At 39.9% G+C, this 14,439-nt stretch carries 14 protein-coding genes; 10 read left to right on the top strand and 4 right to left on the bottom strand.

Going from position 1 to position 14,439, the window contains the following annotated elements; translation table 11 throughout:
- Positions 1-81 precede the first annotated feature (81 nt).
- A complete protein-coding gene (locus FBQ94_RS02190) occupies positions 82-1,800 on the top strand; it encodes a heavy metal translocating P-type ATPase (protein WP_007222343.1) in 1,719 nt (572 codons plus the stop codon).
- Positions 1,801-1,823: 23 nt separating this feature from the next.
- On the opposite strand, the gene FBQ94_RS02185 is transcribed toward FBQ94_RS02190, so the two are convergent.
- Both FBQ94_RS02185 and FBQ94_RS02180 read right to left on the bottom strand, forming a co-directional pair.
- Positions 1,824-2,600, bottom strand: coding sequence for a hypothetical protein (locus FBQ94_RS02185; protein WP_007222342.1), 777 nt, complete (start codon positions 2,598-2,600; stop codon positions 1,824-1,826).
- A 25-nt stretch (positions 2,601-2,625) separates the two neighbouring features.
- Positions 2,626-3,993: a hypothetical protein gene (locus tag FBQ94_RS02180; RefSeq protein WP_040543786.1), complete on the bottom strand. Its 1,368-nt coding sequence runs from the start codon at positions 3,991-3,993 to the stop codon at positions 2,626-2,628.
- Positions 3,994-4,357: 364 nt separating this feature from the next.
- On the opposite strand from FBQ94_RS02180, the gene FBQ94_RS02175 reads away from it, so the two are divergent.
- The 3 genes from FBQ94_RS02175 to FBQ94_RS02165 all read left to right on the top strand — a co-directional run bounded on the left by FBQ94_RS02175 (position 4,358) and on the right by FBQ94_RS02165 (position 6,419).
- The gene (locus tag FBQ94_RS02175) at positions 4,358-5,674 is read left to right on the top strand and encodes a YncE family protein (RefSeq protein ID WP_007222340.1); all 1,317 of its coding nucleotides are present in this window, start codon (positions 4,358-4,360) and stop codon (positions 5,672-5,674) included.
- 167 nt (positions 5,675-5,841) lie between these two features.
- A complete protein-coding gene (locus FBQ94_RS02170) occupies positions 5,842-6,012 on the top strand; it encodes a hypothetical protein (RefSeq protein WP_007222339.1) in 171 nt (56 codons plus the stop codon).
- Positions 6,013-6,071: 59 nt separating this feature from the next.
- Complete coding sequence (locus tag FBQ94_RS02165) at positions 6,072-6,419, top strand: YHS domain-containing protein (protein WP_007222338.1); 348 nt, start codon at positions 6,072-6,074, stop codon at positions 6,417-6,419.
- 84 nt (positions 6,420-6,503) lie between these two features.
- Here FBQ94_RS02165 and FBQ94_RS02160 read toward each other — a convergent pair whose 3' ends face one another.
- The gene (locus tag FBQ94_RS02160) at positions 6,504-7,031 is read right to left on the bottom strand and encodes a transposase (protein ID WP_352246168.1); all 528 of its coding nucleotides are present in this window, start codon (positions 7,029-7,031) and stop codon (positions 6,504-6,506) included.
- Between the two features lie 108 nt (positions 7,032-7,139).
- Positions 7,140-7,718: a transposase gene (locus FBQ94_RS02155; protein ID WP_007222337.1), complete on the bottom strand. Its 579-nt coding sequence runs from the start codon at positions 7,716-7,718 to the stop codon at positions 7,140-7,142.
- A 145-nt stretch (positions 7,719-7,863) separates the two neighbouring features.
- On the opposite strand from FBQ94_RS02155, the gene FBQ94_RS02150 reads away from it, so the two are divergent.
- The 6 genes from FBQ94_RS02150 to FBQ94_RS02125 all read left to right on the top strand — a co-directional run bounded on the left by FBQ94_RS02150 (position 7,864) and on the right by FBQ94_RS02125 (position 14,310).
- Positions 7,864-8,007: a hypothetical protein gene (locus FBQ94_RS02150; protein WP_285441960.1), complete on the top strand. Its 144-nt coding sequence runs from the start codon at positions 7,864-7,866 to the stop codon at positions 8,005-8,007.
- 43 nt (positions 8,008-8,050) lie between these two features.
- Complete coding sequence (locus FBQ94_RS02145; protein WP_007222336.1) at positions 8,051-8,383, top strand: YHS domain-containing protein; 333 nt, start codon at positions 8,051-8,053, stop codon at positions 8,381-8,383.
- Between the two features lie 76 nt (positions 8,384-8,459).
- Positions 8,460-9,815 (top strand): trypsin-like peptidase domain-containing protein, encoded by a 1,356-nt coding sequence (locus FBQ94_RS02140; RefSeq protein ID WP_007222335.1) that lies wholly within the window; start codon positions 8,460-8,462, stop codon positions 9,813-9,815.
- A 38-nt stretch (positions 9,816-9,853) separates the two neighbouring features.
- Positions 9,854-10,231: a response regulator gene (locus FBQ94_RS02135; RefSeq protein ID WP_007222334.1), complete on the top strand. Its 378-nt coding sequence runs from the start codon at positions 9,854-9,856 to the stop codon at positions 10,229-10,231.
- A gap of 154 nt (positions 10,232-10,385) precedes the next feature.
- Entirely contained in the window at positions 10,386-11,354 is a 969-nt protein-coding gene (locus tag FBQ94_RS02130) for a radical SAM protein (RefSeq protein WP_285441959.1), read from the top strand.
- Positions 11,355-11,532: 178 nt separating this feature from the next.
- The gene (locus FBQ94_RS02125; RefSeq protein ID WP_007222332.1) at positions 11,533-14,310 is read left to right on the top strand and encodes a cation-translocating P-type ATPase; all 2,778 of its coding nucleotides are present in this window, start codon (positions 11,533-11,535) and stop codon (positions 14,308-14,310) included.
- The last annotated feature ends 129 nt before the right edge of the window (positions 14,311-14,439 follow it).

Raw genomic sequence — 14,439 nt, 5'->3', positions numbered from 1 at the left:
AAGTTATCTTCCAAATAGTTAAGGATCTTCAATCCCCTGTAAACGTTACCTATCTTCAGAATCCTCTAGGAGGTACCCATAATGAATCACACTGATATGTTGAGGGATTTTAAAATACGTTTCTGGGTATCCCTTGGTGTAACGATACCAATTTTAGTCCTTTCCCCTCTTATTCAATCGTTCTTCGGATTCTCTTTAGAATTTCCCGGTGAAAAATATATACTTTTTGGATTATCGAGTTTTGTCTTTTTTTATGGCGGGTGGCCATTCTTTCGGGGTGTTTCTCATGAATTCACGAAAAAACAACCGGGTATGATGACACTCATCGCTCTTGCAATTACGGTTGCATATACCTATAGCAGTCTGGTGGTTTTCGGATTAGAAGGAGAGGTATTTTTCTGGGAGCTTGCTACCTTAATCGATATCATGCTCCTGGGACATTGGATTGAAATGCGATCGGTAATGGGTGCCTCACACGCACTAGAGGAATTATCGAAACTCATGCCTGCCGAGGCGCATATCATTGTACGTGATGGATCAATAAAGGATGTAAAAATTGAAGAACTAAAGAAAGGGGATAGGGTTCTTGTAAGGCCCGGAGAAAAAATTCCAGCAGATGGTAAGGTTATTGAGGGTGAATCCGAGGTTAACGAATCTATGATTACCGGCGAATCGAAACCGGTGGACAAAAAAAAAGATGACAAGGTAATAGGAGGCTCTATAAACAGTGCTGGTTCATTAACCGTTGAAGTTACCAGGGTCGGTGAGGAATCGTATCTTTCCCAGGTAGTTGAACTGGTTAAAAAAGCAAGCGAAAGCAAATCAAGGGCACAGGACTTAGCAAATAAGGCAGCATTCTGGCTCACCATAACCGCTCTTGTTGCAGGAGTTATTACACTGGTAAGCTGGCTTCTCTACAACGCAAAATTTGACTTTATCCTTGAACGCGTAGTAACGGTTATGGTAATCACCTGTCCTCATGCATTAGGTCTGGCAGTACCGTTAGTTATTGCCATGATTACTACGCTGTCAGCAAAAAATGGTATTTTGATACGGAACAGGACATCGTTTGAAAGTGGACGGAGGTTACATACCGTTGTATTCGATAAAACAGGGACACTGACAAAAGGAGAATTCGGGGTAACGGATATTGTCCCTCTGGGGGATTGGAACGAAGAAGAGCTTTTACGCAGGACAGCTTCCCTTGAGGCACATTCAGAGCATACGATTGCTCAGGGCATTATCAAGAAGGCCAGGGAAAAAAATATGGAATTATATATGACTGAAAATTTTGAGGCGATTCCCGGAAAAGGGGCAAAGGCAAAAATCGAAGGCAATGAACTTTATATAGGAAATAGACGAATACTGGAAATTGTCGGTATTACACAAGATGAAGTTGAGAAAAGAATTGATGAGATAGCCTCTCAGGGTAAGACTATCGTGCTTGTTACAACCAAGGATAAAATTCAAGGGATCATTGGCCTTGCAGATATAATCCGGGATGAATCGAGAGAGGCAATTGAACGGCTAAAAAAATTTCATATAGCGGATGTTGTATTAGTAAATAATGATCCACGGACGGTAGTAGACGTAATATCCCTTTCCCGTATTACCTACCGAAAAACAGCACAAAATTTAGCATGGGCTACGGGTTATAATATTTTTGCAATTCCACTCGCTGCGGGGGTGCTCTCCAATTATGGAATAATCCTTCCACCGGCAGTAGGTGCCATCATTATGTCTGTAAGCACGATTATTGTTGCTCTCAATGCACGGCTTATTTCTTATAAGAAGGTATAAAAAGATTTTTTAATTTTCCCGTTTCAGAATGTATACTGGAATCCTAAAATAGCCCTCACATCAGGCGACTCATCACCTATTCCAAAACCCAAACCACCAGAGATAACTGTTAGAGGTGTTAATTGATAGCGAACACCAGTCTCAATCAAATTAAACTCAATATCTTCTTCCTTCCTTTCTTCACGTACATAATCAGCAACAAAGAGGGTTTCATTACTGAGCCTTGCACTATAACCAATTGAGGCCTTATACCAATCACTCCTCTCCCTGGGCTGTTCATCGTCGTTAAATTGATAGGCCAGATTAACGTGCAGCCGATGGAATAGGGAACTTCTGCTCAACGTTTTTGTAATGATAAACTTGACGAGGGGGTCTACGCCCTGACTGTCTTCACCGGTTGGAAGGTCTATGGCGCCCGTTACTGCAAATGCCGGTAAGAGAAGTGTCTCCTGGTTAAAATTGTAAAGCCACTCTAATCTTGTTTCTCCGATATCATCTGGCTCAATCTCACCAAAGAGTACGGGTACTTCAATAGAAATCTGTCCATTGCGCGGAAAACCGAACTCAAGCCTTGGTGTGACAATAAAGCTATCTACACCCTCGTGACCACGGTCATAATTAAAGACGGTCTGTATTTCACGACCTAAATAAGGGATTGGGTATGCATCAATCGTCTCAACAGGTAAACCCTCTTCAAGGTTTGTGTGATCGGCTGCTCTGGTTACGGAACTAAGGATAAAGATCACCATCAAAATTCCACATAAAATAACCAATCGGTATATCTTTGTTAACATACGCATAGTACCTCCTTTCAAAAATAGTAAATTATGAAGTTTGAGAACTACCGGTTTCTGATACTGGTGGCAGATCTGGGTCTTTATCCATTGGCATTGGCTCAACATCTGGTATATTGCCATATTTATCATGCCAACCTTTCAGCATTGCCTCAATCATCTTATGAGGCGTAACCCCCGCATCCATCATTTTGTGATCCATCTTCATGTCGGGTACAAGTTGCTTGACAGCATCATGCAACGATCCGGAGATTTCCCCTTCCTGCATGCCGGGTGTTAATTTCATACGGAGTTGTTTCATAACGGTATCAGGGACTTGTGCTCCACCATCAGGACTCATCAGAGGCCACATTTCCTGAAGCATCTCCTCCATCATTCGATTCATCGAACCCTCATAACCCTTCATCCAATCCTCATAACGGCGAGGATCCATATTAGGGTATGGAAGGTCAAATTTCCGTGCCAGTTCTTCATCGCCGGGCTGATAACTCATTGCCATAACAACACGGTACATCTCCTTACGTTTCTGGTCTATTGTCCATCCCTCATAAGCAAGGATATCATATGCTATACCGTGTAACATATGCAAATTGTCGAAGATATTTCCTGATTCAGGGCTCATTCGTGAGTACCTTGGCATAATTTCCCGGCTTAGCAGCATCCGCTGCGGCCGGTTATGAAAAACCTGGGTAAAGGTCAGCTGATGCGTCTGCTGCACCGATAGCTCCTGTTCATCGTCATTCCCTGCAATCATCATTGCCTCATAAATCACCGGATGCCACCAGTGTGCCACATAGAAATAGTTATTTGATTTGGGGTAGTTATTTCGGAAATAACCGAAATACGGCTTCATTAATACCCCGGCCCGGCGCATGGTTACATCTAATGGTGCCGGACTGCGTGCGACTTCATTCATTCTCAAATAGTACTGTACCGATCTATCTGTCCACTCCTTTTTTTTAGACCAGGGAATCCTTCTATATGACAGGATATCGTAGGTCTGCTCATGATGGATATGGGTCCAATCAATAGCCCGATAGAGCATCCACATCTCCTGGCCTACATAGGGACCATAGTACATCATAGTAGGCTCAATCCGTGGAGGATGATATGAGCGTGCCAATACTTCAGCATCAAACCCTGCATCATAATAGAATGCCTTTTCAAGTGGTGTAAGTTGCAATACATCATGCTGTTTGGCATGAGCAAAGTGAACTGCGGAGGAAAAGCGATAAGCATCGTTATGGCGATAATAGAATGCAGTGTTATAGCGTTTTGTAAACGGTCTTAGCTCATACACCTCGTTGCGTTGTTCAAAATGAAAATGATTATTCGCCCAACTGGTCTGTGCAATAGTAACTATTGCTGAAATGATAGATACAAATAATGGTAGCCGCATACTTCACCTCCGGTAAGGTTTCCCTATAGTATTTGTCAATCTCATAATCCACTCCGTTATTAACCAAAATCGCAAATAGAATACCAAAGGTATGGCTCAGATTAAACGGAGCTAGAGATAACAAATTTGATTGATAAGGTAAATTATGTTTGACACTGTGTAAAATATATGATAATTTGATTCTATATTTTACATAATGTAAAACATATATATCTTTGTAAATTTCAAAAACTCGAAAATAATCTTTTTTGTCTGTTTCGATAATCTTACGTCAGGAGGGTTTTATGAGAAATTAGAATATCTTACTTTTTTCAAGTGATTAATTTTGGTCTATTTCGATGATCTTATTTCAGGAGAGAGTTTTGTGAAAAAAAGATTTTTTGGATTTTTGATTTGTGCAGCAATTGCGATACACATGAGCGGAAAGTGGGTTTTTGCTGAGCATGCTAAATATCTGTTCAAGAGTTGGGATAATAGTATCTTTGTTTATACAGGACTGGGAGAATCGGTAGATATCATTGATCCGGTAAAAATGAAAAGAGTTGGTACGATACCCGGGATTGCCGATATTCATAATTGCTTTACCTCATATAATGGTACCGCTCTTTATATAACTGCCGGAAAGGAAATAGTAAAGGTATCCATCAATGGAGAAAAAGGCGATGGTAAGATAAGGCGTAAGGAACACCTCGTTGATGAACTTGCCCACGTAGCCTTAAGCCTTAACGGTAAGAACCTCTATATCTCAGATGGTAAAGACAATGTTCTCGTAATAGATGCGAATACCCTGGAAGCAGTAAAAACTATCAATATGCCTACAGGTCTGGATAATGTGGTTAAGATTGTAAAAGATGAGTTGGGTAAGCCCTGGGATGATACGGACAGCAATCCGCATGGACTTGCGATACACCCCGGAGGAAGATATGTTTATGTTCCTTTAGTTTGGAGTGGCGCCGTTGCTGTAATTGACACGTGGGTTAATGAAGTCGTTAAGACCTTGTATTTAAATGCATCTAATGCCAATCAGCCTGGTCATGGGACAACGCCTGTGGCCTTGGGTTTTTCTACCGATGGTCGCTGGTGCTTTGTCAGTTGTGCAGTTCCAGGTTATGAATGCATTCTGAACACCTCCAATCCTGCAAACCCCAAAATTGAAACTACCGTTGCCGTTGGACTGTCTCCTATTCAAGTACCTGCAAATCCAACAAACAGATATTTTATTGCACCATGCCAGACATCGAGTTTATTAGATAATCAAGCATCACCCGTACCTGATCCTGTTTTTAATAATGCAGGATGGATTGATTGGATTAATGCGAATAAAGACACGGCCCTTGATTTAGTCGAGGCATTACTCAGTGCCCTTCATGAGGCAATGCCGATGGAACCTAATGATGATAAGCCAGACGCTTGTTTTGTTGTAGAGATTGATGATAACTACGATCGTGATGGAACCTCATGGGAGGTATTAAGTATCGTAGAGGCAGGTGTTGGTCCACATGGTGTGAGCTACACACCTGGTGGTGAATTTGCCTTCGTTACCCTCTCAAATGAGATTCCAGGAAAGGTTGCAGTTATTGTAGAAACAGAACCTGGGAAATTTAAGGTTATCCACAAGATAAAGGTAGGTACTTTTCCTAACGGAATTTCAACAAGGTTTGGGAAAAATCAGAATTCTTAATACAATAAGCCACTAAAGAGATTGGAACCACAGATTTAAAGCTAATAGATTTTACTTGATAAGTCATGAAAAGATGTAATAATTAAATAATCTTTTACTATATGTAAAACTATCGCATTAACGAAAAATATTTGTTCTTATACGGGGGAGTTAACCAAGAGGAGAGTATGTCAAGGATATACGATGATATTACCAAGAATTATTTACGTATAGCGTTATTACTTGCCTTTATCATTGGTTTAAGTACTGCATATATCGGTTGTTCAAATGGCTCAAGGAACTGCAAAAGTATTTTTAGAAAAGATCTCACATCTTATACATTGGATGAGAAGGATTAACGCAGAGCTATTGTAATTTCATGAACATTTTTGAAATGGTCTCAGAAAGGAGATGTACGATGAATACTATTTTACGTACTGTATTAGTATCCACCTTTGTTATTGGTTTAAGTGGGACTTATGCGAGTAAGGTTCTGTGGGCATGTGGTGGATCACATGGCAGCGAAGAAGGGCACGGTAGCCATAAACCAGATGGACACGTAATTCAGGCAAAAGCAGAGGCTGTTAAAGATCCGGTATGCGGTATGGAAGTTGGTGATACAAAAAAGGCACTTTCAGAAGAGTATAAAGGGAACGTATACTACTTCTGCTCCGAACAATGTAAAAAGACCTTTAAAAAAGATCCTGCATCCTATACAACTCCGGAGTCTCAACAACACATTGGGGAAAAAGGACACAAGCATTAATAGATGTATCTTCTGAAAGATATTAATCGAATCTTCACAAGTGAGATATTTAACTCGTTTGTTATAACAATGGTTCGGACATATTTAAGCGGCAATAACGCCAAGATTCCTGAGTTCTTGATAGATAGTTTGAATTTTTTTACTGTTAGGGTCGAGTTCTAACTTTGATAAAAATACATTCAGCATCATTTCATTGGCATATGAACGCTTATAGGATGCCATCGAAAACCCCTCATTTTTACTCGAAGGGTTTTTCAAGCGATGTTCTATTCGTACAAGATTTAATAAAGAGAGACTCAGATTAAAATGAAAATTGAGACTCTGCTGACACCGTGCTTGAGAATGGGTTAGTCCCAGGTACTGTTTAGCATCCCGGTAGGTAAATTCAATTTGAAACCGTGCCGTATAATATCGATAGACTCTTTGTGCATCCATACTCAGGTCAGTTGAGAACAGAAGCAGAAAGGATTTTTTTCCCTTTTCATCAAGGAAATAGACAAAGACTACCTGAATTTTTCTTTTGAGGGCAATGCTATAGACAATACTGCTAGAGAGAGAAATATTCTTATCAATCTTCTGATGCTGAAATTTCGATACCTCAGGAGAATTAATGATAAGTTTTACCGTATAGAGTTTTGGACGTCCTCGTTTCCTTTTGTGATAGTGTGGTGCCTTGTAGAGGTATCTCAGATTGGCATCTTTGCGAAGTTTCCCGACAATCTAATAGCCGGCATCCAAAGAACTATCGATAAATCGTTTTTTGGTATAAAAGCCATCAACGGCCAGGAGCTTGGGCAAAGCAATAGGAGTCTTTACTTGCTGAAGTGTTCTCAGTTGTCCAAGAAAAAAATCAAGGGTATTTTCCTCTGAAGACCTTTGAACAGGAGGCACTTGCCCAGCAGTCAAGGTATAGGCGGTTTTGTACGTTACATCAACGAGTGCAAGGGAAGAAATCTCAAGCCCTCGGCCAGGACGATGTTGAACACCGTTCCAAAAGGTACCTAAGCCATACGTTGCTTTGCCACTTTTGGGAATGAATGATGCATCAAGTGCTAAAAGATATTCATTCTGGTGATGATAAACAGTTTCGATTAAGGAGCTATTGAACTGGATAAAGTTAAAATAACGCCTAAAATTTCTCGAATAGGTCTTTTCATTGAGTTGACTATATCGGCTTAAATTTAAAAAATTGATTCGACCCGTTAAGGAAAGTGCTGCCTTGAACAAAATAAGCATAAATTGTATGTGTGATTTTCGTAAATGATTCATCTGGTTTAAAATATTCTCTGCTAATTTCATGTACCATATATCCTCTTTTTCTCATGTTTGGGTAATTCTTATTCTCTTTGGATATATGGTACTTCTACTTACCCTCTCTTAGTAAGTGAAAAATGTCCGAACCATTGTGTTATAATAAATGGCATAAAAATAGAAAGGAGATTTCATGAATTGTGTTTTACGTAAAGTTTTGATACTCTTCATTGTTGTTGTTTTAAGTGGTATCTATATGAGTTGTTCGGGACCATCTAAAAAAGACACTACGAATGATTCACCACAACACGGCCATGGTGGAGGATGTGGGCATTAATATGCTTATTTTCCGATAAAATCAAAGAGAAGGAGGTCATACCATGTACAGTACTATTTTACGTATAGTTTTTTTAGCCAGTATTACCGTAGGCTTAAGTAGTACTTATACAAATAATATTATATGGGCATACAGTGAAGAAAGTAAACAGAGTAATCATGAATCAAGTGGACATGCTGCTCAGGCAAAAGATAAGGAAAAGGTCGAAAAAACTGAGGTTGTAATAGATCCCGTGTGTGGTATGGTCATCAGCGATATCAAAAAGGCACCCACTGAGAACTATAAAGGCACAACGTACTACTTCTGCTCGGAAAACTGTAAAACGGCCTTTAAGAAAAGCCCGTCATCCTTTTTAGAAGGTCTACTTAAGAGATAACAATGCTAAATTATTACCATGTCATTTTGTGTAGTTATAAATTTTGCGTTTATCTGTTACGATAAAGAAATAACCGATGAAGGCCATTTTTGTCCATTTGTCAGGTAGCCGCCGGGGAAATACGGAACTATTCGCTTCTCATAAAATATCTATTGGTACTGATACCTCGAATGACCTTTGTTTTGATCCAATACTAGATGAAAACACATCTAAACATCACGCCGAGATTCTCCTCAGTAACTGTGATTATGTATTAAAGGATAAAGGAAGTGCCAAGGGGACGTTAGTAAATAATAGAGTCGTCACCGAGATTACACTGAAAGACGGCGATTTAATCGAGTTCGGTGCTGGTGGACCCAAGGTACGGTTCCGGATTAAAGCGGGCAAGGCTGACGTACATAAGCCCTGGGCAGAGATATTGGAAGATTCTTTGGGGATAGCGCAAACTTCCCAAAAAAGAGGGCATATTTCCGCAACGATTTTTCTGAAACAACTTTTATGGGAATCTTTTACTCAATCCTCGCATACTTTTAAAATCTATCTTTTTACGATACTTTTTATCATAGTGGGAAGTCTGGCACTATACCTCCATGGACAATATGTCAAATTGTCTAAAACGACAGAAAGGGTAAGTGTTCTCGAATTGGAGAGGTCGGTTGCTGAAAATATCCTTAAGAATTACAGTGGCGGAGTTTGTTTCATTCAAGGGTCATTTTATTTTTATGACGAGGAAACGAATGAACCTGTCATGACAATGCGCATGGAGGGGATGAAAGGGTTCAATGAATACACTGGTACGGGGTTCTTAGTCAGCAAGGATGGTCTAATCCTCACCAATCGGCATATTGCCGAACCATGGTGGGCACTGAAGATGATACCATATATTCATATCGAACCAAATCTTAAGCCGAGATTTGATGTATTTAAGGCATTTTTCCCTGGCATTAAAGAGCCTTTTGACCTAAAGACAGAAAAGATTTCTGATGATGTAGATATAGCTTTGTTGCGTATTGATATGCGCGGAGAAAAAATTCCCACTCTCGAATTAGATTACACGGGGAAAGGTGCGGTAATTGGTGAGCCTATGTTATTGTTGGGATATCCTGCTGGTGTAGGAGCTATTTTTGCAAAGACTGATCCTGAAATTGTTAACCAATTTGCTCATCTGCCATTTATCCCATTAGTACAAGAACTCTCAAATTGGGGACTGATAAGGCCACTTTCTACACATGGTCAATTAAGCGATATTATGTATAACAGGATGGTCTATGATGCTGAAACAACCTCAGGTGGTAGCGGAGGTCCTATCTTTAATAATAAAGAGAAGGTGATCGGGATTAACTATGCTACTTTTCCCGGATTCCGTGGTTCCAATTTTGGCGTCCCTATTAGCTATGGTATCGAATTAATAGAGCAAGTCTCGCATCGATAATAATCTTAATATCCTGAATTTTATAAAGAAGGCAAACCATGAAGACTATCCTTATCGTTGACGATGATAAAAATCAGCTTTTACTTTATGAGCAAGAACTATCATTAGAAGGCTATCATGTTGTTACGGCAATGGATGGTCTTGAAGCGGTAAAGAAGGTAAAAGAACAGACTCCGGACCTTATTATAATGGATCTCTTTATACCTAATATGAATGGTATCGAAGCAATGAGTAGTATCTTAAGTCAACGCAGAAAGATACCAATTATTATCAATACGGCTTATAGCGGTTACAAAGATAATTTTATGTCGTGGTTAGCTAACGCTTATATTATTAAGTCCTCGAATTTGAATGAATTGAAGGATACAATAAAGAAATTAATAGGTAAAATCGAAAAATCAGACGGATCTCTCTAATACTACTTATGGCGTAATTTAACAAAGGAAATTTTTTAAAGATTTATAGAGGTAAAGTATAATGCATGTATCTCATGATAGATTCAAATATAATCTCCGTATCTTCAGAAAGGCATTTTTACCCTGGGTATTGTCCTCACCAAGACACCTTTGGATGGCCTTGAGTTTATTTGGAAAGGTATGGAAGAAATATAAATCTAGTATTCGTTTGCAAAATCGAATTGATTATCCCATTCCTCATTCCTTTGTTTTAAGCCTTACTTCCGATTGCAATCTTGCTTGCGACCATTGTTATGCACGGGTATATGATGAGAAAAAGGTTTTACCCTCGAAAGTATTGGAGAGTATTCTAAGACAAGCTAGCTCGTTAGGTTGTTTCTTTTTTGTCCTTACCGGTGGAGAATCCATGTTATATCCAGACCTACTAAATATCTTAAGCCGACATGGTGATAGTATTTTTATCCTGATAACCAATGGGACTATGGTATCCGATGATGTTGCTGAAAAGCTAGCTTGTTTACCCCATATAATCCCGGTAATTAGCCTCGAAGGTGGTTTGGAGGATACGGACAAGAGGCGCGGTACCGGAGTATACAATAAAGTTATCAACGCCTTTGATAATCTCCAAAGGAACAAGATACTGTATGGGTTTTCTATTACGGTTACTTCGGAGAATGTGGAACAACTTCAAAAAGAAGAGATTTTTGGAGAAAAGCACCCCTACGGCGCCCGGCTAGGATGTTTTATAGAATACATCCCAACAGGGAGAACACCGAATTTGAGCTTATGCTTATCATCTGCTCAAAGAGACTCATTTCGGCAATGGTTTTTAAAACTGAAGGAAAGATCAAACACTTATTTGATTCACTTCCCTGGAGATGAGGAGCTTATGGATAATTGTCGGGAGGCAGGAAAAGGATTTATTCATATCAATCCGGAAGGTTACATAGAGTCCTGTGCCCTGCTGCCCTCCAGTAAGTATAATGTGGTGGAAACACCTCTTGAAGTATGCTTAAGAAACTCGTATTTCGATAGTCAGCAATGTTCCCATGATTATGAGGCACTTGAGAATCACCCTTGTATGAGCCACAGACAGGGTCTGAACTATAGTGTTTTTGATTGATGGCAACTCTTCAGGCCACAAAGACACAAAGTCACAAAGAGAATCGCTTGGTAGGAGCCGTCTCCCGACGACGATTGACAATGCACAAGATTATTGCAAATGAACATGGGTTGCAAACAGGGGGTTAGATCCTACCGCTGCATCAAAATTTTAATTTTGTTTGAGAGAAGGTAATCCTATGATTGAAAAAATGCTCAAAACATCCTGGCATACCATGGAGGCTAATGAAGTAATAGCGAGCCTCAATGCCGATATCAATACGGGAATTACTCACGCTGAGGCAGAGAACAGGCTCAAGAAATACGGACACAATCAATTAGAGGAAAAAGAACGTGTATCCCCCCTATTAATCTTTTTCGGACAGTTTAATAACTTTATTGTATGGATATTGATTGCGGCTGCCATTACCTCAGGGGTTATGAAGGAATGGATCGATGCATTAGCTATTATTGCCATTGTTATCATTAATGCTATTATTGGATTTATCCAGGAATACCGTGCCGAGAGGTCTCTTGAAGCCTTACAGAAAATGTCAGCCCCTTTTTCAAAGGTTCTGCGGAATGGCGAAGTATCATCAATTCCTTCCCGGGATATTGTACCGGGAGATATCGTTTTACTCGAAGCCGGGGATTATGTCCCTGCCGATGGCAGACTCTGTATTTCCTTTGGCTTGAGAACTCAGGAGGCATCACTTACGGGGGAATCAACATCCATTAACAAATCGGTAGAACCGCTTCACAATCCATCTTTACCTATTGGAGACAGGAAGAATATGGTCTTCATGGGCACCTCGGTAACGAGCGGCAAAGGTACCTGTGTCATCGTATCAACAGGCATGCAAACAGAACTGGGTAAGATTGCGGGTCTTATCCAGGCGGCAGGAAAAGAGGAAACCCCCCTTCAGCGCAGACTTGAAGCCTTTGGAAAAAAGCTGGTTTATCTGTGTCTTGGAATCGTGGTAATCGTTTTCCTTTTAGAGATATGGAGAAAAGATCCGATATTAGAGGCATTCCTTATATCGGTGAGCCTTGCTGTTGCTGCTATTCCAGAAGGATTACCAGCCATAGTAACGATTGCCCTGGCATTAGGTGTGCAGCGTATGGTAAAGAGACATGTACTGATTCGAAAGTTGCCAGCCGTAGAAACGCTGGGAAGTACTACGGTAATCTGCTCAGATAAGACAGGTACTTTAACTCAAAATGAAATGACCGTTAAAAAAATATTTGCCAATAACAAAATGATCGATGTTTCAGGAACCGGCTATACCCCTGAAGGAGACTTCACTCATAATGGCATACCCCTTTCAGAAATTGACCGGCAAGCACTCAGAAAGACTTTAGAAATCGGTGTACTGTGTAATAATGCATACCTGAAAAGAGAAGATACTACCTGGAAGGTCATTGGAGACCCTACAGAAGGAGCTCTATTGACTGCCGCTGCTAAAGTAAACGTCTGTAAAGAAAATTTTGAAAAAGATTATCTACTTGTCTCAGAAATTCCTTTTGATTCCGAACGAAAGAAGATGTCCACAATCAGAAAAACACCCGATTCTACCCTACTCGTTTATGAGAAAGGTGCACCAGATGTTATTTTAAAGGATTGTACAAAAATATATACGGATGGAGGAATAAGGGATTTAACGAAGGATGATATCAAGACCGTCTTAAATGCAACCTGTGAGATGGCAGAAGCAGCATTGCGCGTTCTCGGTGTGGCGTTCAAATCACCCGGCCACAACATTGCAAATCCAATCTCTGATGCTGTAGAAAAGGATATGGTATTTACAGGATTATTGGCAATGATTGACCCACCCAGACCTGAAGTAAAAGATGCCGTTGCTGTCTGCAATAAGGCTTGTATAAGAACGGTTATGATTACGGGAGATCATAAAAACACGGCTAAGGCAATTGGTGAAGAGTTGGGATTACTTAAGAAAAATTTTATGGCCATCGATGGAATGGAGTTGGATAAGCTTTCCGATGACGATCTGGAAAAAGAGGCGCCAAAGATAGGGGTATATGCGCGGGTTTCTGCTGAACATAAACTTCGAATTGTGAAGGCATGGAAGAAACACAATCAAGTTGTGGCAATGACAGGCGATGGGGTAAATGATGCCCCGGCCATTAAAGAAGCGAACATCGGCATATCGATGGGCATTACCGGTACCGATGTTACCAAAGAGGCCTCTGATATGGTTATAACGGATGACAACTTTGCATCCATTGTTGCAGCCGTTGAAGAAGGACGGGGTATTTATGATAATATCCGAAAATCTATTCACTACCTGCTTTCGTGTAACGCAGGTGAGATTTTAACCATGCTCTTTGCCTCAATATTCAATCTTCCCATTCCTTTATTTCCAATACAAATACTATGGATCAACATTGCGACAGATGGATTACCCGCACTGGCGTTAGGTGTTGATACGGTAGATCCTAACATCATGAACAGACCCGCCAGAAGATCAACAGAACAAATTATAGATAGAAGTTTGGGAAAATTGATACTATTTCAAGGTTTTCTTATAGCATTCAGCACTATTTTTGCTTATTTATATATTCTATACTACACCAGTAGTGTAGAGCCTGGCTATCTCTATTATTGGTTCAAGAATGAATTAATACCCTGCTGTTTAGGCGGCACATTAAAAAGCGATCTCGACCGGTCAAGAACAGTTGCTTTCTGTGTGATGGTAATCTCTCAATTATTTCATTCCTTTAACTGCAGAAATGCAAAACATTCACTATTTCAGATTGGCCCTTTTACTAATAAAAAACTTTTATTGGCAACGGGGCTTTCCTTAGCTATGCAGGTAGCCATTGTCTATATCCCTTACTCTGAAGGCATCTTTAAAGTAACGCCTTTAGGATTGCAGGATTGGATTATCGTCTTTGGATTTTCTTCTCTTACTTTTTTTGTTATGGAAATAATAAAATGTTTTTTAAGGAAGAGATAGCTTACTCTGTCATAAGAGAAAAATAATTTTTATTGCAATCATACCTGTAACGTTAACCTGTGTTTAAAACTTTTTATGATACAAAGGAGAATAGTAATATGTTGAATGGGAAACTTATTGGAATAGTTG

It is taken from the genome of Candidatus Jettenia sp. AMX1, assembly GCF_030263775.1.
Taxonomy (GTDB): domain Bacteria; phylum Planctomycetota; class Brocadiia; order Brocadiales; family Brocadiaceae; genus Jettenia; species Jettenia caeni.
Note: the sequence above shows the minus strand (reverse complement) of the source record. Positions and strands in the feature narration are given on the sequence as shown.